This window comes from Paenibacillus cymbidii (genome assembly GCF_004764705.1).
In the GTDB taxonomy this organism is placed as follows: Bacteria; Bacillota; Bacilli; order Paenibacillales; family NBRC-103111; genus Paenibacillus_AN; species Paenibacillus_AN cymbidii.
On the sequence record NZ_SHLX01000004.1, the window covers coordinates 87,433 to 105,900 of the forward strand.

13 protein-coding genes are annotated in these 18,468 nt (G+C 54.3%); 11 read left to right on the forward strand and 2 right to left on the reverse strand.

Annotation, left to right across the window (positions count from 1 at the left end; translation table 11 throughout):
* Window positions 1-15 precede the first annotated feature (15 nt).
* The 3 genes from EXY20_RS07420 (at window position 16) to EXY20_RS07430 (ending at window position 5,236) form a co-directional block, all read left to right on the forward strand.
* On the forward strand, window positions 16-1,836 hold the full coding sequence (locus EXY20_RS07420) for a cache domain-containing sensor histidine kinase (protein ID WP_135549272.1): 1,821 nt from the start codon (window positions 16-18) through the stop codon (window positions 1,834-1,836).
* Window positions 1,833-2,699 (forward strand): response regulator transcription factor, encoded by an 867-nt coding sequence (locus EXY20_RS07425; protein WP_135549274.1) that lies wholly within the window; start codon window positions 1,833-1,835, stop codon window positions 2,697-2,699. Before EXY20_RS07420 ends, EXY20_RS07425 begins: the two co-directional genes overlap by 4 nt.
* 248 nt (window positions 2,700-2,947) lie before the next feature.
* Entirely contained in the window at window positions 2,948-5,236 is a 2,289-nt protein-coding gene (locus tag EXY20_RS07430) for a helix-turn-helix domain-containing protein (RefSeq protein WP_167859052.1), read from the forward strand.
* A 157-nt stretch (window positions 5,237-5,393) separates the two neighbouring features.
* Here the strand turns inward: EXY20_RS07430 and EXY20_RS38825 are convergent, their stop codons facing one another.
* On the reverse strand, window positions 5,394-5,594 hold the full coding sequence (locus EXY20_RS38825) for a hypothetical protein (protein ID WP_167859053.1): 201 nt from the start codon (window positions 5,592-5,594) through the stop codon (window positions 5,394-5,396).
* Window positions 5,595-5,616: 22 nt separating this feature from the next.
* Here EXY20_RS38825 and EXY20_RS07435 point away from each other — a divergent pair, with 22 nt between their 5' ends.
* The 4 genes from EXY20_RS07435 to EXY20_RS07450 all read left to right on the forward strand — a co-directional run bounded on the left by EXY20_RS07435 (window position 5,617) and on the right by EXY20_RS07450 (window position 10,498).
* Window positions 5,617-7,077, forward strand: coding sequence for an extracellular solute-binding protein (locus EXY20_RS07435; protein WP_167859054.1), 1,461 nt, complete (start codon window positions 5,617-5,619; stop codon window positions 7,075-7,077).
* 97 nt (window positions 7,078-7,174) lie between these two features.
* Window positions 7,175-8,134: an ABC transporter permease gene (locus EXY20_RS07440; RefSeq protein WP_235885405.1), complete on the forward strand. Its 960-nt coding sequence runs from the start codon at window positions 7,175-7,177 to the stop codon at window positions 8,132-8,134.
* Between the two features lie 9 nt (window positions 8,135-8,143).
* Window positions 8,144-9,016 (forward strand): carbohydrate ABC transporter permease, encoded by an 873-nt coding sequence (locus tag EXY20_RS07445; RefSeq protein WP_207671231.1) that lies wholly within the window; start codon window positions 8,144-8,146, stop codon window positions 9,014-9,016.
* A gap of 12 nt (window positions 9,017-9,028) precedes the next feature.
* The gene (locus EXY20_RS07450; protein WP_135549282.1) at window positions 9,029-10,498 is read left to right on the forward strand and encodes a hypothetical protein; all 1,470 of its coding nucleotides are present in this window, start codon (window positions 9,029-9,031) and stop codon (window positions 10,496-10,498) included.
* Between the two features lie 66 nt (window positions 10,499-10,564).
* Here EXY20_RS07450 and EXY20_RS07455 read toward each other — a convergent pair whose 3' ends face one another.
* The gene (locus EXY20_RS07455; protein ID WP_407944900.1) at window positions 10,565-11,338 is read right to left on the reverse strand and encodes a class I SAM-dependent methyltransferase; all 774 of its coding nucleotides are present in this window, start codon (window positions 11,336-11,338) and stop codon (window positions 10,565-10,567) included.
* Between the two features lie 235 nt (window positions 11,339-11,573).
* On the opposite strand from EXY20_RS07455, the gene EXY20_RS07460 reads away from it, so the two are divergent.
* The 4 genes from EXY20_RS07460 to EXY20_RS07475 all read left to right on the forward strand — a co-directional run bounded on the left by EXY20_RS07460 (window position 11,574) and on the right by EXY20_RS07475 (window position 18,382).
* The gene (locus tag EXY20_RS07460) at window positions 11,574-12,326 is read left to right on the forward strand and encodes a GDSL-type esterase/lipase family protein (RefSeq protein WP_207671233.1); all 753 of its coding nucleotides are present in this window, start codon (window positions 11,574-11,576) and stop codon (window positions 12,324-12,326) included.
* 273 nt (window positions 12,327-12,599) lie between these two features.
* Window positions 12,600-15,329: an ATP-binding protein gene (locus EXY20_RS07465; protein ID WP_135549284.1), complete on the forward strand. Its 2,730-nt coding sequence runs from the start codon at window positions 12,600-12,602 to the stop codon at window positions 15,327-15,329.
* Window positions 15,330-15,345: 16 nt separating this feature from the next.
* Window positions 15,346-16,257 carry a CheR family methyltransferase gene (locus EXY20_RS07470; RefSeq protein WP_135549286.1) on the forward strand — a complete coding sequence of 304 codons (912 nt, stop codon included), beginning with the start codon at window positions 15,346-15,348 and terminating at the stop codon, window positions 16,255-16,257.
* The gene (locus EXY20_RS07475; RefSeq protein ID WP_167859055.1) at window positions 16,208-18,382 is read left to right on the forward strand and encodes a two-component system response regulator; all 2,175 of its coding nucleotides are present in this window, start codon (window positions 16,208-16,210) and stop codon (window positions 18,380-18,382) included. The genes EXY20_RS07470 and EXY20_RS07475 overlap by 50 nt, the downstream gene beginning before the upstream one ends.
* The last annotated feature ends 86 nt before the right edge of the window (window positions 18,383-18,468 follow it).

Genomic DNA, 18,468 nt, shown 5'->3' on the forward strand with positions numbered 1-18,468 from the left:
GGGCGGGAGGACACGTTGGGGGGACTGGCGGTGAAGCTGCGCAACAAGACGTTTGCGGCATTTCTCGGCTTCATCGTATTACCGCTGCTTGCCTTGGGCGTGGCGGCCTACTTGCTGCTGCAGAGCACCATCGCCAAAAAATACGGCGAACAAACGGAGCTGACGCTGCGTGCGGTGGGCAGCAACGTCGCTTCCGTGTTCAAGGAAGCGAATGCGCTTTCCGATACGTTCTACAGCATTTTTATGATGCGGACGCCGGTAATCGACATGCAGAACGCAAGCTCGATGCTTGAGGTGTACGAATCGGAACGCAACCTGCGCAGCATTTTGCTCTCGTATCCGTCTCTGCAATCGGTTTCATTCTATCAGCTTGACGGCGGCATGATCGGTGTCGATCTTGACCGCAAGCAGCGCGTCGCTTTTTCGGATCTGTCGCAGGACCCGCTTTACCGCGAGGCGCACGAGCTGAACGGCTTCCCCTTGTGGCTCGGACCTTACGAAAACAAACGGCTTTCCGGCGGCGGCGATGTGTTGACGCAACTGCGGATGGTGCGGGATTTCAATACGCTAACGGTCAAAGGGACGATGCTGCTCCAACTGCACATGGACGATTTGCGCCAGTTGTTCCGGTCCTACGACAAAGGTGGAGGCAACCGCCACCGGTTTCTGCTGGTCGATCCGCTCGGCACGGTCATCTTCGACAACGACGAAGCGCTGATCGGCAAACCGCTGCCGTTCGCGGCCGGTCCGGAGCCGTACACGAGCCGGGTTATGCCGTTCGACAACGTGCGCAGCCTCGTTTCCGTCTACCGCCTCGAGCTCGACGCGCTTGGCGTCAAGGGATGGAGCGTGGTGTCGATCGCGTCGTGGAAACATTTGTCGGGCGAAACGAATGTGCTGATGGGCTGGGTGGCTGCCGTTACGTTCGGCTGTGTGGTGTTCGCCTTGCTGTTCAATATGCTGTTCGTGAACCGGATCATCCGCCTCCTCCTGCGTGTCGTGCAATCGATGCGCAGCGTTGAGCGCGGCGATTTTCTCGTGCGAGTCCCCGTGCGGGGGCGCGACGAAACGAGCTTCCTTGCGAACGGCTTCAATCGGCTGGTGGAGCGCGTGGAGAAGCTGCTCAGCGACGTGAAGCGGGAGCAGGACCGCAAGAACAAGGCGGAGTTCATGCTGCTGCAGGCGCAGATCAAACCGCATTTTCTGTACAACACGCTGGAATCGATCAATGCGCTGGCGATGCAGAACGAAGGGCGCAAGGTGAGCCAAATGGTGGTCAGGCTCGGCAATATGCTGCGGCTCAGCATCCACCAGCAGGAGGAAATTCGCCTCCGCCAAGAAATCGATCACTTGAAAAATTACTTGGACATCCAGATGTACCGGTTCGAGGATTTGTTCGATTATACGATCGATGCGCCGGGCGAGCTGATGGACTGTACGGTGCAGAAGCTGACGTTGCAGCCGCTGGTGGAAAACGCGATCCAGCACGGCTTCGACGGCATCGCTTACCGCGGCAAGCTGAACATTGCCGTTGCGGAGGAGAACGGACGCATCGCGATTACGGTGAGCGACAACGGCGTCGGCATCCCGGCCGAACGATTGGCTAGGTTCCGCTATCATTCGCAGCAGGCGGGCGGCGACAAAGAAGCGGCTTCGATGGCCGTCCATTGCGGCGAAGGAGGCGGGCTGGGCGTGAACAACGTGGCCGACCGCATCCGCATCCATTACGGCGACGCGTACGGTTTGTTTATCTGCAGCGCCCCCGGTCAGGGCACAACGATCAAGTGCACGATTCCCAAGCAACCGCAGCAGGCGGAGATGGAGGCGGGAGCATGAAGCTGAAAGCGATGCTGGTCGACGATGAAATTCATTTGCTGCGCAATTTGCAAACGGTGCTTCCCTGGGAGCGGCTGCAAATCGACGTTGTTGCGCTTGCCCGCAACGGGGAGCAGGCGCTGGAGGAAGCCGAGCGGCACCGGCCGGACATTGTGCTGAGCGATATTCGCATGCCGCTGATGGACGGCATTCGGCTGCTGGAGGAGCTGCGGCGGCGGGACATTCGCAGTGAAGTCATCATGATTACCGGCCACCAGGACTTCGAGTATGCCAGATCCGTCTTGAAACACGGCGCCCGCGATTACGTGTTGAAGCCGATCGATTACGAGGAGCTAGAGCGGACGGTCGAAGAGCTGGCGGCGGAAATCCGCTCGCGGCGCATGAAGCTGGTGCAGGAGGAGAAAAAGGGGAGCCGCGTGTTCCATGCGTATAAACGTCCGAAGCGCAGCTTGCCTTTGATGCCGGAGCGGAACGTCGACATGGCGAGGGAAGCGCAGCGCGAGGCAAGCGGACGGAAGAGCGGCGAACAGCTGATGCGCGAAGCGCGCGATTACATCGAGCGGCATCTTGAGGACAACTTCGGCATCGAAGAGCTGGCCGCGCGGCTTGGCATCAGCTACAGCTATTTCAGCATGCTGTTCAAGCAGCACTTTGCCGCGACTTTCGTCGAGTATGTGACCGCGCGCCGGATGGAGCGGGCCAAGTCGCTGCTGCTGAACCCGGACAACAGTATCGCCCAGATCGGCAAAACGGTCGGCATTCCGGAGCGGCGCTATTTTACAAAAGTGTTCCAGAAGCGGGTAGGCGTCAGCCCGTCGGAATATCGCGGCAGGCATGGCGTAAAGTCGCGAATGGAGAGTTGAAACAGCTTCGACATTTGCTTCTTCGATTGGGAGTTAACGACACCCCCTTGGTTTGCGCAAGGAGAGAACCTTAACCGGTTCCACCTGTGCATGGCTAAGGGGGTGTTTGTCTATGTTGCAGGAAATAGAGGAATGAGGCTATCCAAACGCGTATCTTTACGTATGGGGTGCAACCATAGATCAACTTTTTTTAGCTGATTCACCAAAATATATTCTAATACAGATTATGTATGGAAATGGGGGATCCAATGAACGCGTTGTTCCGGGGGAAATCCATCAAAGGAAAAATGTTCGTGTCGTATGTGGTTGTCGCTTTCATTCCGATGCTTTTTATCAGTGTGCTCGGCTACGGATGGACAGTGAAAATCGTCAAGGAGCAAACGGCAGCCATGTATTACGAGAAGCTCGATCAGGCGCGGGCCGCGATGGACAGACGGTTTATCGACATGGACCGGCTGCTGGATACGCTCATCAGTACCCGATGGGTCCAAAAAATCGGCAACATGTACGGACCGTCGATTCAAGCCGATCGTCTCGAGCCATCGGAAATCCGCGGATATGCGGACGAAATTCGCAACTACGAATCGTTGAACGGGTTTATCGACCGGATTGCGATTATCCTGAATACGAAGCGATTGGTGCTGACGGAGAACGGCCTGGACGATTATGAATGGTTCTTCGAAAGGAACTACAGGGTGGAAAACATGAAAGCCGCCGACTGGTTGCCATTGATCGACACGTTCAATCACGGCAGCGTGCTGAACCCCGGACAGGTGTACACTTACGACGGTTCCAAACGGGCGATGACTTACGTCAAGACGATGCCGCTCATCGATCAAACTCCCGTTGCTACGCTTCTGCTGTCGATCGAAGAGAAGTCAATCCAGGAATTGCTGCACACGGGATCGTATGAGCGCAGCCATTCCTTGTATATTCTCGATGCCAATAATGAATTGGTGACGGGAGTCAACATCGACGAGGACATCCGACCGTTGCTGAACGACTTGCCGGATGCGGGAGCGCGGATCACAAGTATCGTGAAGAACCAAAACGGAGACGAGTATTTCACTTTCCTCACCCAATCCGAAGTGAACGGCTGGAAGTATATCGCCGTCATTCCGACAAGCATGGTTCTGAGCCAGGTGCAGGTTATCAAATATGCGGTGTTCATCCTGATCGCGATTTCGATCGTAATCGGAATTTCATTTTCCTATGGTTTTGCCATTCGCAATTACCGTCCGCTCAAAGGATTGCTCAGCAAGCTGAACAGCGGCACGGCAGCCGACAGCAATCCGTATCGCGGCAGCAACGAGTACAACTATTTGGAGTCTGCATTCGACACGATCATATCCAGCAACCATGAGCTCGAACGGAAGGTGGAGTATTATTTGCCGCTGGCGATCCATTCGTTTTTTCTTAAGCTGCTGTACAATTTGCACGCTCCGGCCGAAATCAGCTACGCGCGGCAGACGATCGGAATCGGGACAACGAACGATGCCTGGCGGGTCGCGCTCCTGTATGTTGAAAGCGTTTGCGACGAAAGTGTTTCGATCGGCCAGAAAGTATCGAAGTGGACCTTGGAAGGGAATTGGCCGTTGTATCTGGTTGAAATCGAAGGCAATCGGCTGGCGCTCATTCTCAATACGGGGGATCGAAGCAAGGCGGAAGAAGCCATCGGGCAAGTGAAGCTGTCGCTGCTGGAGACGTACGGAGAGCACCGCAGTTACGTAGGCGTCGGCGGCTCGTGCGCCGAGCTGGCCGAAATCAGCGGCTCGCACAAGGAGGCCGTGATGGCGCTTCACTATGCGTTCGTCCGTGACGGCGCGCCTCGCGGCATGGTGTTCTTCGCCGATATCGACGCCGACACCGGCTTCCGTTATTACTTCCCGACCGATAAAGAGGAAGAGCTTGTCGCCAAAATGAGACACGGACAGTTCGAACAGGTCGAGGCGGTGCTCGGCCAATTGATCGAAATCAACGTCGGCAAGGGCAACTACCATTTCATCACGCTGCAATGTTTTTTTCACGATTTGTTGTCCACGGCGCTCAAAGCGCTTTCCAACGCGGAGCTTGGCATCGCCAATGTGATTAACGAACGCGAGTTTATGCGGTTGAATACGATTAACAGCATGAAGGAATATGTTTATGATGTTTATGCGCGCGTATGCGCGGAGATGACGCTCATAAGAGAAGCGGGCAATTCGCAAGTCAAACACGACATTTGGCGCTATATCGACGACAACTGCTATGACGGCAATCTCTCTCTCGACGCGGTGGCCGACCGCTTCGGTTTGTCCGTACCTTATATGAGCAAGTTCATCAAGGAGCAGACCGGTTACAATTTCGTCGAATACATCGCGCGCAAAAGAGTGATGATGGCGAAGCAGCTGCTGGTCGATCAGGCGCTTACCGTGGAAGAAATCGGCATGCGAATCGGGTATGCGAACGTGCTCACCTTTCGCCGCGCATTCAAGAAGTATTCCGGCATCACGCCGGGCGAGTACCGGACGATGAAGCTGCAGTCGAAGCCGGAATGAAAAAACGATGCCGATCATAAAATACGATCCCCTGGCTTTGACGGGCGCGGGGGATGTTCGAGATGAAATAACGAACTGCCGTCAAATAACGATCGTTGCCCATTATCGCCCGCCGCATCATAATTTGGGATGGAATCGCTGCAGCGTTCCCATTGGCTCAACCAGGATAAGAGAGGGGCAAATGGTCCATGTTGAAAAAAGCAGCCTCGGTATTGTTACCGCTTTCAATTTCGTTAGCGCTCGCCCTTGCCGGGTGCTCCGGCAGCAAGACGGGCAGTTCGGCGAGCAGCAGCCCGCCAGCTTCGACTTCATCCGGCAATACACACGAGCCTGCAAAAACGAATGCTGCGGGTACCAAGCTTTCCGCCTCCGGCGAAACGTTGTCGTTCGCAGTCATCGATATCGGCGCGAGCGGCCCCAGCTACAACGACGACAATCTTCCGATCATCAAGGAACTGGAGAAGCAAACGGGTGTCAAAATAAAATTTGAAGCCGTTTACACCGATTACAGCACGATCATGCGTACCCGCATCGCGGCAGCATCGAATTTGCCGGATATCATGCAGCTGCCGCAAGGAGACGATCCGGTCAAGATCGCCAAGGGCGGCGTCATTATTCCGTTGAATGAGCTCATCGACAAATATGCGCCGAATACCAAAAAATTTCTCGATGCAAATCCCGATGTCAAAAAGACGTTGACCGCGCCGGACGGCTCGATCTACGCCTTCCCCGGCGTGGTGTCGCCAGCGGGGAACGATTTTAACGTGAACGGGATCGGCTACCGGCAGGATTGGGCGGAGAAGCTGAATCTGAAAGCGCCCGTAACGATCGATGACTGGCACAACATGCTGCTCGCCTTCCGCGACGGGGATCCGAACGGCAACGGCAAGCCCGATGAAATACCGTATGCCGCTTCCGGAATCGGGGCGCTCGATAAATTCGCTCAAGCTTACGGCATGACGCCCGTCAGCTCTTATTTTGCCATCAATAAACAGGGCAAGGTCGAGTACGCATGGACGAACCCGAAAGCGAAAGACTATTTGACCGAAATGAACAAATGGTGGAACGAGAAGCTGATCGACCCGGGCCTGTTGACGCCTCATGCCGACAAAGTGACCGCTTATGTCGTTGGGGACCTGACCGGCGGTTATTCGATCTGGGCCCAGCGTTTCGACCAGTACACGAAGGAAATGCAAAAAAACTTTCCCAAAGCGCAATGGGTAATTGCGGCTCCGCCTCAAGGCCCGCAGGGAGACCGGTTCTACGAGGTGAACGCGGCAACGGACGGCAACCGTTACGCCATTTCCAAAAACGCCAAAAATCCGGAGCTTGCGGTCAAATGGCTCGATTATTTGTTCGCCAGCGAGCAAGGCCAGCTGTTGTTCAATTATGGCATCGAAGGGGTTACCTATACCATGGTAAACGGAAAGCCCCAGTATACGGAGGAAGTGACGAACAACCCGAAATATCCGAACCCCGGCTCGGTATTGGGCAATTACGGTGCGGCGGGACGTTTTCCGCAAATCATTTCGCCCGACGCGCTTAGCCAGCAATCGAAAATTCTTATGCCGGAAGCATCGCTGAAGAGACTGCAGGACATCAAAGCGTATTATCGTCCGGCATTCCCGAGCGTCATGAGCACTTCGGAGGAGGCGTCCGCTTATGCCCAGAGGATGGCGGATATCGATACGTACCGGCAAGAAATGGTCGCGAAATTCATCACGGGGGCGGAACCGCTGGCGAACTTCGACAAGTTCGTGCAAACGTTAAAAACGATGGGCATCGAAGATGTCGTCAAAATCAAGCAAACGCAATATGACCGCTGGACGAGCATGAAATAAACGATATCGTCATTGATGGGCCGGATCGCGGCAACATGCTTGCGCTGCCTTGAATCCGGCCTGCCAACGACCCGAACGAAAGATAAGGAGCGTCGCCATGATACACGAGAACGGTATGTCCGCCTTACATCGGACTGCGGCTGCGAACAAATGGACATATTTGCGCAAAAATGTCGTCAAGAGCAAATATTTGCTGCTGTTGTTGCTGCCCGGGACCGCCTATCTCATTATTTTCCAATATATTCCCATGTATGGCGTCATTATCGCCTTCAAAGATTTTTCGCCGGGATTCGGCATTATGGGAAGCGAATGGGTCGGTTTTCGCTGGTTCGGCGAGTTTTTTCATTCCGTTTACGCCTACCGGCTGCTGCGCAATACGATTCTGATCAGCTTGTATTCGCTCCTCTGGGGATTTCCGATTCCGATTATTTTCGCGCTTCTGTTAAACGAAATCCGCAACGGTTTTTTCAAGCGGGCGGTGCAGACGGTAAGTTATTTCCCCCATTTCATCTCAACGGTCATTATCGCAGGGTTGATCGTCAATTTCCTTTCGCCGACCGACGGCTTGTTCGGGTTGCTGTTCAAATCGATCACCGGAGAATCGACAAGTCTGCTGACCGAGCCCGCATGGTTTCGCACGATTTATATCGGTTCGGGAATTTGGCAAGGGTTCGGCTGGAGTTCGATTATTTACTTGGCTGCGCTGTCGGCGATCGACCCGCAGCTGTTCGATGCGGCCAAAATCGATGGAGCGGGGCGATGGAAACAGATGCTGCACATTACATTGCCAGGCATTATGCCAACCATGGTCATTCTGCTCATCCTGAATATGGGCAGTTTATTGAGTGTCGGAGCCGAAAAAATCATCCTGCTGTATTCGCCGGCCATCTACGAAACTTCCGACGTGATCGCCACCTATGTGTACCGGCGGGGTCTGCTCGGGGCGGATTACAGCTTCGGTGCGGCGGTGGGCTTGTTCAATTCGGTCGCCAATTTCCTGCTGCTCCTCATCGTCAATGCCGTCAGCAAAAAAGTCAATCAAACGTCTTTGTGGTAGGGGATGTCCGTGAAAACGAAAAATGACCGTATCGTCGAAGGCGTTATTGCCTGTCTCCTGTTCGTGATCGGACTATCGACGATCTATCCGTTTCTTTATGTATTCAGCATGTCGATCAGCTCGCCCGAGGAAGTTGTCGCCATGCGGATATGGTTGTGGCCACGGGGATTTTCCCTGGAAAGTTACGGGCTGCTGTTCGAAAACGCCAATATGTGGAGAGGGTATTACAATACGATTTGGTACACGCTCGTCGGCACGGCCATCAATATATTCGTTACCGTTACGTTTGCTTACCCCTTGTCGCGCCGCGATTTTTTCGCCCGCGGATACTTTATGGTGCTGCTTGCCGTAACGATGTTTTTCAGCGGCGGCTTGATCCCCGACTTTTTATTGATCCAGAAGCTGGGGTTGTATGACACCCGCTGGGCGATTGTGCTTCCTGCCGCCATGAGCGCATGGACGGCCATCATGACGCGCGTTTACTTTCAATCCTCGATCCCGGACGGATTGACGGAAGCGGCCAAAATCGACGGCTGCTCCGACATCGGCATTCTGTACCGCGTCGTGATGCCGATCTCGCTGCCGATCGTCAGCGTCATCGCGCTGTATTCAGCCGTAGGGTTCTGGAACAGCTATTTCTCCGCGCTCATTTATTTGCCGAATGCCAAGCTTCAGCCGCTGCAAGTGTATTTGATGAAGGTGCTGATCCAGAATTCGCCGGATCTCAATACGCAATTCGACGATGCCATGACACGCGACATGTTTGCGACGCAGCTCAAATATTCAATCATCATCGTATCGATCGTTCCCATCATCTGCTCGTATCCGTTTCTGCAAAAATATTTCGTCAAAGGCGCAGTTGTTGGCGCCATTAAAGAATAAGGGGAGCATCGTATGACAGAACTATTGCAAACGATCGGCAAGGCGATCGACCGGCTGATCCGCAGCGCGCAGCCGTACAACGGCTTGATTCCATCGCTGCTCGACTGCCGCACGGGCGAGATGCTGCGGGAGCTGCCCGCGCCGATCCCCGGGCAGCGCGATTCGGACAGGGCCCCGACGGGCAGCAACCTGATGCATGATATTCCTTTGCTTGGCACGATGTATGCGCTGGCCGCATCCGAAGCGAAACCGGAATATGCGGAAGCGGCCGACCGTTATTTGCGTTATTTCGCCACGCGCTGCACGAACACGGCGACAGGGCTGTTCCCTTGGGGGGAACATGCTTATTGGCATTTGACCGAGCATCGCGTCGGAAGCAGCATCGCCAGATATGAGCCGGAAGGGCGGGCGATCCACGACCATTTGCGCCAGGCGCCGCTTTGGATATGGGAGAAGCTGCAACACTTCCACGCTCCCTGTGTGCAGCAGTTCGCCGACGGACTCGAATATCACTGGAAAGGAACTTCACCTCGCGAATATTACCGGCATGCGGAAATCAACAGTAAAAAATATGCGCCGGAAGATGTTCGTTCCTGCGATTTTCCGCGGCATTCCGGATTTTATATTTACGATCTGGCATTCGCCTACAACCAAAGCCGCCGTCCGGAGCTGCTGCTGCAGCTGGAGAAGTTTGCGGATTATTGGTGGGAGAAGCGAGACGAGCGCGGGCTGCTGCTGATTGAAAGCCGCTCGCCGCAAGATGCGGTTCGGTTTTATCAAATATATTCTCCAACCCAGACGATCTCCCTGGCCATCAGCTTGCTGGAATCGGCGGATTTGCTCCATCGGACGTCCCCGGCGCTGGCGGAAACGTTACGGCGACGTGCCGAAGTGTATATCGGCGGATTTTTGGCTGCGCCGCATGATCCGCAGCAGGGCGTTTTCGCCAATCTGTGCACACGGGACAACCAACTGACGGAACCGATGTCGGTTTGGGGCAGCGTCTACGGTGTCGCCATCGCTTCGTCCGCCGCTTTGATGTGCTTGTGCGCCTGGCGGCTGTGCCTTCGCCCGGATCTTTTGCAATGGGCCCGGGCAGTGGGCGCCTGTTATCTCGACCATCCGTTCCCGGTAACGAGCGAAGTAACGATCGATGCAAAAGGCATTCGGCCGCATGAACACATCAATTTGATCGGCCATCATTACGTCCCTGCCGGCGATGCCGGTCTTGCGCTGGAATTGATGGCGGACCTGTACGACATAACCGGCGAACGGCAGTGGCTTGACGGCGGTTTGCAACTGGCCGCGTTGTTCGAGTCGGTGTATTTCGAACATGATATTCCGCGCGGAGCGGCAGCGGGCATCGACCATTACGAATCGCAACTGGGCCCGGGCTACCTGCTCCATGGGATGGCGCGGCTTGCGCTGCTCGATCGCGATGGCCAACGCACGCATATGCCCAGCGAATACACGTTCAGGTAAATAAAAGAACTGCTACGGCGGTTGAATAAGCGGCAGCCCCGGACTGCCGCTTGTTTATGGAACCCGCTATCGTTTTCGCGCCTTGATGACAAAGGTGACAGGAAGCATCCTTGCTTTTTGGGCAAAATCGCCGCTGCGCGATTGCAATATTTCCTCATCGGATTCTTCAATCAATTGCTCGATGTCGAATCCCGCTTTGGAGAGTGCATTCACGTAGGTGGACAGCTTACGGTCCGATAAGGCCAGCGTACTGTCGCCAAGCGTCACCGAATACCAGGATTCGTCGAAATAACATTTTTTGAACACAAGCCGATCGTTTTCCGCAGCCACACATTTATGTATCGGGTGAGACCAGCTGAAAATAAACACGCCGTCCTGCTTCAGGCAAGACGCAATCCGGCGAAACGTTCCCTCCAGATCGGTTGTCCAGCCGATGGCATAAATCGAATAAACAAAGTCAAAATAACGCTCCGGTAGGCCGCATTCTTCTTCCATGGGAGAACAGATGAGTGTCGCCGCAAGACCGCACGCCGCCAAATGTTGCTTTGTTTTTGCAATTTGGTTTTCCGCCAGATCCATCCCCCATAGCTCGGAGGCTTGGCGTTCCCCCAAATATTGCAAGGAGTGACCGCTGCCGCAGCCGATTTCCAGCACCCTTTTTCCCGAAACGTCGCCCAAAAGTTGGCACTTTTCTTCGGTGACGAATGCTCCGTATAAGGGCAGCGAGGTAGCTCCCAAAACATCGTTTCCTTTTGTATCCCAAAACAAGCTGTTTGTTTCATGAATCGCACGCCGATCCATATCGACCGAGATGGCGTCAACCTCACTGCCGCCGATCATGTTTGTTCTGCTTGTTGTCTTCTTGTCCAATGCCGTCGTCCTCCCCAAATCAGATTAACCAAATGCAAACCGCATAATCCAACCCATCATACCGCACATATGTTCTTGTGTAAATGCATGCTTCCGATGATTTGGAGCGGAAATAACGATCGTTAAACGGCGAACTTTTGCGATAACAGGAGCAGTGATACAATGAGAGCAAAGTGCCGCAAGGCAAACGACTGGAGGAGCTGCAGTGAAACGTCCGTTATTTCAATCGCATGGGGAACCGGCATCAGGCACGGCCTGGCCGGTCAATACGGCGACCGTTCCGGTGCCGAAACTGGAAGAGGATGGATATGATTGGTGGGAGCGCCATAAACAAGTGCTTGCGATCAAGGATTCGCTCGATCCGGAAATCGTTCTGATCGGCGACTCCATTACTCATTTCTGGGGAGGCGAACCGAAGTGCGACATTGTTCACGGTTCGCAGGAATTATGGCAGTCGATTTTTGCCCCCTACCGCGTATTGAACCTCGGCTTCGGCTGGGATCGCACGCAGAATGTGCTCTGGCGGCTGGAGCACGGCGAAATGGACGGCCTACGTCCGCATACGGTCATCATCAATATCGGCACCAACAATACGAGCGAAACCGTCAACGCCCGAGCGAACAGCGCGGCGGAGATTGCGGCGGGCGTACGGGAAATCGGCGCGCGCGTTAGCGCAATGGCGCCCGAAGCCGCCATCGTGCTGATGGCCGTATTTCCGCGGGAGGCGCAGCCGGACCATCCCCGGCGCAAGCTGATCGTTGACATCAACGAGCGGTATGCGGAGCTGGCCGAGGAGATGGGCTATGTCTTCATCGACATCGGCCCGCAATTGCTTGAGCGAGACGGGACATTGTCGCAGCAGATAGCATTTGACTTCTGCCATCTTACCGACGCAGGGTATCGGGAGTGGGCGGACGCCCTAAGGCCGCATCTGCCTTCACCGGCGCGGAAAAGCTGAACAGAGCGAATCGAGTCCGCATTTATTGCGGGCTTATTTTTCCGACAATTGTTAATGTGGTTAATTAACTTGATGGCAAGACGATAGCAAATCCGATTGTGCATCAGGTAAGGCCATGTTAAAATGTGGGATATAGGCTAGTCGAACCAGAACGAAAGTCTCCGAATCGCATCGTTTTTTGCCGAAAGTTAAGCTGGCGGGCACGGCCCGGCCAGTTCATCTTTCGATTTCCTTCCGTTTTACCGCATCTACAGATATTCTGGAGGGTGTACGATGAGAATAGGCTTAAAAGTGGTCTTCGCATTCGGAACGCTGCTCGCCAGCTTGCTTGTGGTCGTGTTTATTTCCCTCGTGATTACCTCGGATTTGCAAAAAAAATCGCATGCGATCATGCATGACGATTTTCCCCAAATGAAAGCCGCCTGGACGATCAAGGATCAGGCAAGTACCATCGCCAAGAGTCTGCGGAACTACGTGCTCACCCGTTCGAACGAAGTAAGGGAAGAGGAAATGAGCCGCATTAATGCGGCGCTGGAAGGGGCCGCTTCCACGTTGGCCGAACTGGATGCCTCCACGACCGACCCCGCGGCCCTGCTTCTCCTTGCCGATGTGAAACAAGACGGCGCCGCTTATGTCGCTTACGCCAACCGCGTGCTTCAGCTTGCCCGCGAAGGCAAGGAGGACGAGGCGACAACTCAACTGATCGATGTCGGCAGGGATTTGCAGAGCGGCATGTTCGACAAGCTGGACAAGATGATCGCGCTTACAACCTATTCGATGGAGCAAGCTTCGCGGGACACGGATGCGATGTACGACGATCAGATGGGCGGCTATTTGCTGTTCGTCATCTTGTTCCTGATCATCGGCACCGTCGTATCCGTGCTGTTCAGCCGTTCCGTCTCGCGCAAGCTTATTCAGGTTTCGTCCGTGATGGACCGGTTCGCCAGCCAAGGCGACGATCTTTCCCTGCGGCTATCCATTGCGTCGGGCGATGAAATCGGCATGGTTGCCCGTTCCTTCAATACCATGGCCGACAACCTCAGGGCGAGCCGCGAGCAAGAGCGGGAGTGGCTGCGTCAAACCGAAGAGTCGGCCTGGCACCACAAAAACTTGTCGCATATCCAGCAGATTATCCAAAGCTCCGATTCGAGCGAAGAACTCGCCCGGCGCTTCATGCAAGAAATCGCTCCCATGCTCGGTGTCGTTTGCGCCGTCTTCTACGTTGCCGCGGAGGAGGAAGGGGATTCTGTCCGATTCTTGCTGGCTGGGACCTATGCCGTTCCGGACGAAGAGAAAACGAAGCTGAAGGCTGCGTACACAGCCGGCGACGGTCCGATCGGAGAAGTGATCGGTTCGGGACGGCGAATGACGATTGGGTCTGTCGATGCCCGGCACATCAGGTTCTCGACCTCGCTTTCGCTGCTGCCGCAATCCCAGGTGATCATCGAACCGCTGCGAAACGATACGAAGGTCGAGGCGGTGCTTGAGCTTGTCGTGCAAGAACCGTTCAGTCCGGTACAAGAGCGGTTGTTGGAGCAGGCAGGGTTGTTGGCGGCGCTGACGCTGAACAAGCTGAACAGCCAGCTCCGCATTGCAAGGCTGCTGAAGGAAGCGCAGCTGCAAGCTGAAGAGCTGCTGCAATATTCCGAAGAGCTTCACGTCCAGCAAGAAGAGCTTGCGCAAATCAACGCGGAGCTCGAAGAGCAGACGGCATCGCTGCAGCAATCGGAAAGCCAACTGCTGATGAATCAGCAGGAGCTAGAAGAGGCAAACGCCGAACTGGAGAGCAGGGCCAAACAACTGATAGCCGCATCCGCTTACAAATCGGAATTTTTGGCCAACATGTCGCATGAGCTGCGGACGCCGCTGAACAGCATGCTGATTTTGACCAAATTGCTGACGGAGAATCGCGAAGGAAACATGAGCGGCAAGCAGATCGAATACGCGCAAACCGTGTACTCGTCGAGCAACGACTTGCTGGCATTGATCAATCAAATATTGGATTTGGCCCGGGTGGAGTCGGGTAAAATGCAAGTAACAATTGATTTGATTGAGACGCGGGAGCTGGAAGAATTCGTCAAAAGGAATTTTGCCGCGGTCGCGCAGCAGAAAGGGCTGGAATTTACAGTCGTCATTGCCGCAGACGTTCCGGATGTCTTTCATGGCGACCTGCTGCGATTGCGGCAAATGATTCATAATTTGTTGTCGAACGCGTTCAAATTTACGGAACGGGGGAAAATCGTGCTGTCGATCCAGTGCGTGGATCATGAAGACGGCGGAAGAGCATTAAAAATCGCAGTCTCCGACACGGGCATCGGCATACCGGTAGAAAAGCTGGATATTATTTTTAACGCCTTTGCGCAAGCGGACGGGACGACCAGCCGCAAATATGGCGGAACGGGCCTGGGTTTGTCGATCTGCCGCGAGCTTGCTCACCTGCTCGGGGGGGAAATCGCAGTGGCCAGCACGGAACATGTAGGATCCGTCTTTACGCTGCTGCTGCCGATCGACCGATGGGGGGAGAAGGCGGAGCCTGCCGATCAACCGGACCATGTCGTGCCTGAGCGTGCGGAACCGCAGTATGTGCTGGAAGAGTCGCCTGATCAATGGCAATATTCTTTTGCCGGACAAACGGTACTGATCGTGGATGACGACATACGCAACGTATTCGCGTTGTCCAGCCGCCTGGAAAGCTATGGCATCCACGTGTTGTACGCAGATAACGGAGAGAAAGGAATTGCGATGCTGACCAAGCATACGAACATCAATCTCGTCCTGATGGACGTGATGATGCCCGGCATGGACGGTTATGAAGCGACGCGCCGCATCCGAACGATGGCCCGGTTCGACGACATACCGGTTATTATGGTGAGCGCCAAAGCGATGCAGGAGGACCGCGATCATGGCCTGCTTGTCGGGGCATCAGACTACTTGACGAAACCGATCGATGTGAACAAGCTGCTCGCCTTGTTGAAAATATGGTTAAACAAGGATTCTCGCTAAAGGCGGGTGGAAAACGATGGCAATCGGGCAAGTAGGAGCAACGGAGCTTGACGTCTCGCCGGATGAATGGAGCGAACTGCTGCACGACATCCTGCAGCGGACCCGATACGATTTCAGAAATTACAGCATTCGGCTGATTAAACGTGTGCTCAGCAGGCAGTTGCGGATTTATCAGTTTGCGGATCTTGCTTGCTTGCGAAGCGCCGTTTGCGCCAATATGGAAACCATGAACAAGCTGACGGCGGGATTCATGGTGCATGTGACCGAAATGTTTCGCAATCCCGCAACGTTCCGTTACATCCGACACCGGATAGTGCCCGAGCTTGGCCATTTGCCGTTCATCCGGATTTGGATCGTCGGATGCGCGACCGGCGAGGAAGCGTATTCCTTCGCCATCATGCTGTATGAAGCGGGCCTGCTGGAAAGAAGCCGGATCTATGCGACGGATATTGCTTTGGACGTTCTGGCCGAGGCGCGGCGCGGGTGTTTGACCCGGAGCAAGTTCGAGCGGTTCGAATCGAATTACCGGCTGGCCGGGGGAGAGCGGGAGCCGGGGGAGTATGTCGAACGCGATGGGGAGAACGGTTATTTCCGAGCCGAGTTGCGCCGGCGCATCACGTTTTCGGTCCATGATCTGACGGCAGACGTTCAGTTTCAGGATTTCGACTTGATCTGCTGCCGCAATGTGATGATTTATTTTAACGAGGAGCTGAAGAACAAGACGCACCGCCTGCTGCTGTCCAGCTTGCGAGCTTCGGGATTTCTGGTGCTGGGCGATAAGGAAACGGTCAAATTTTCGGATGTGGAAACGCATTATATCCATCTGGATCAACAGGCTAAGATATTTCGAAAAGTGGAATCCAAAGGAGGATGCGGGTATGAACGGCACCCTGAGTCTGGACAAGGAAGTGAATGTGCTTCTGGTTGACGACCGGCCTGAAAACTTGATCGCTTTGGAAGGCATATTGGCTTCTTCCTGCGCCAACTTCGTCAAATGCATGTCGGGCGAAGAGGCATTGAAGTTTTTGATTCATGAAGAATGTGCGCTCATCTTGCTTGACGTGCAGATGCCGGGAATCAACGGCTACGAAACGGCCAAATTGATCAAATCGCGCGAGAAGAACAAAGATACGCCGATCATTTTCATTACCGCGATCAATCATGATCCGGAGCATGTGTACGCCGGTTATTCGGTGGGCGCCGTCGATTATATTTTCAAGCCGTTCGATCCGGACGTCCTGAAATCGAAAGTCGATATTTTTCTGGAAATGCATACGATCAACAAACGGCTGATCAATCAGACCCGGCAGCTCAATCTACACAAGCAGCAGCTGGAGGCGGCCAACGAAGAATTGCAGCGAGTGGCGCAGGAGCTTAGGCGAGCGGAAGCGCTGGCCAAAGTCATTGGCGAAACATCGATGGACGTGATGGTTATTTTCAATGAAAAAGGGGCTATGTTGACGATCAATCCGGCTGTGAAGATCATGTTCGGATACGAACCCGACGAATTGACAGGCCGTTCGGTCGACATGTTATTCGGCACGCCGTTATTATCCGCTTATGCCGCCCATTCGGCAGGGATCGGCGAGCAGACGGGCAAATCCGGATTATTCGAAATCGAAGCGTTCCGGCGAACGGGAATTTCGTTTCCGGCCGAAGTGCAAGTCCATGAAGCATATGTGGAAAACAGGAGATTGTACGCATGTACCGTTCGCGAGATAACGGAACGCAAGAAGCAATTGGCAGACTTGCGGCATATGGCACTGCATGACACGTTGACCGGTTTGCCCAACCGGACCATGCTCTATGATAAGATGAAAACGATGATCCGCCAAGCGGACAACCATACGAATTTTGCCCTTGTTTTGTTTGATTTGAACCATTTCAAAGCGATTAATGATACGTTGGGGCATTCATACGGGGATGCCTTTTTGCAGGCGTTGGGCAAGGAAGTGCAGCTGCAATTGGAAGACGATGAGCTGATCGCAAGGCTCGGAGGCGATGAGTTTGCGATGCTGCTGCCGAATCGCGACCGCCAGTCGATCATCGAAAAAATCGAGGCGCTGCAAAAGCTGATCGAACGGCCCTATTATATCGAGGGCATCACGCTTGCGGTTGGCGTCAGCATGGGCGTTTCCTTGTTCCCGGAATACGGCGACAATCCGAACAGCTTGATGCAATATGCCGATATCGCGATGTACATGGCCAAACGAAGAGGAAGCGGTTACGCCTTGTACGACCGCAAGCAGGATCAGAACAATCCGTTCCATCTCGTGCTGATGAGCGAGCTTCGCGACGCCGTGACCAATGGACAAATATCGCTGCACTATCAGCCCAAAATTCGTATTGCCACAGGCGATATCGTAGGTGTCGAAGCGCTGCTTCGCTGGCATCATCCCCAATTCGGCATGGTTCCGCCAAGCGAGTTCATTCCGATTGCCGAACAGATCGGTTTTATCAACCTGCTCACCTATTGGGTGCTGGAGGAAGCGATCCGTCAGAGCAAATCATGGGAAGAAAGCGGCATCCGGATGAAGGTGGCGGTCAATTTGTCCGTCAGAAGCTTGCAGGATATCGCGTTTCCGGCCAATACGGAGAAGCTTCTGGCCAAATATCGGCTGAAGCCGGAATTGCTCCACCTCGAGATCACGGAGAGTTTCCTGATGTCCGACACCGTTCGCGCCATGGAGGTTCTGACGGAGCTGCAATCGCTTGGCATCGAGTTGTCGATCGACGATTTTGGCACCGGCTTCTCCTCTTTGTCCTATTTGCAGCATCTTCCCGTCAGCCAGGTGAAAATCGACAAATCGTTCGTGCTCGGCATGACAGCCGAATCCGGCAACCACATGATCGTCAGATCCATTATTACGCTGGCCAAAAACCTTCGGTTGGGCGTCGTGGCCGAGGGCGTGGAAAATATGGAAACGCTGGCCGAGCTGGAGTCGCTGGGCTGCGATGAAGCGCAGGGCTATTTCGTAAGCAAGCCGATCTCGTCGGCCGAAATCGGCGAGTGGATGGTACGCCATTCACATAATGGCAAATGGAAGCGTTAGTGATTCGCCGGGTAACGCAATTAGGCAACAAAAAATGGCTTATTTTCCCGATTTGGCCTGCTTCGTCTGAAATAGCCAGTGATTTC

Excerpts from the sequence above, each read along its gene's own strand:
- EXY20_RS07465 (WP_135549284.1), top strand. The coding sequence starts at position 12,600 with ATGAGAATAGGCTTAAAAGTGGTCTTCGCATTCGGAACGCTGCTCGCC.
- EXY20_RS07455 (WP_407944900.1), bottom strand. The coding sequence starts at position 11,338 with ATGATCGGCGGCAGTGAGGTTGACGCCATCTCGGTCGATATGGATCGG.
- EXY20_RS07440 (WP_235885405.1), top strand. The coding sequence starts at position 7,175 with ATGATACACGAGAACGGTATGTCCGCCTTACATCGGACTGCGGCTGCG.
- EXY20_RS07475 (WP_167859055.1), top strand. The coding sequence starts at position 16,208 with ATGAACGGCACCCTGAGTCTGGACAAGGAAGTGAATGTGCTTCTGGTT.
- EXY20_RS07450 (WP_135549282.1), top strand. The coding sequence starts at position 9,029 with ATGACAGAACTATTGCAAACGATCGGCAAGGCGATCGACCGGCTGATC.
- EXY20_RS07470 (WP_135549286.1), top strand. The coding sequence starts at position 15,346 with ATGGCAATCGGGCAAGTAGGAGCAACGGAGCTTGACGTCTCGCCGGAT.
- EXY20_RS07425 (WP_135549274.1), top strand. The coding sequence starts at position 1,833 with ATGAAGCTGAAAGCGATGCTGGTCGACGATGAAATTCATTTGCTGCGC.
- EXY20_RS07430 (WP_167859052.1), top strand. The coding sequence starts at position 2,948 with ATGAACGCGTTGTTCCGGGGGAAATCCATCAAAGGAAAAATGTTCGTG.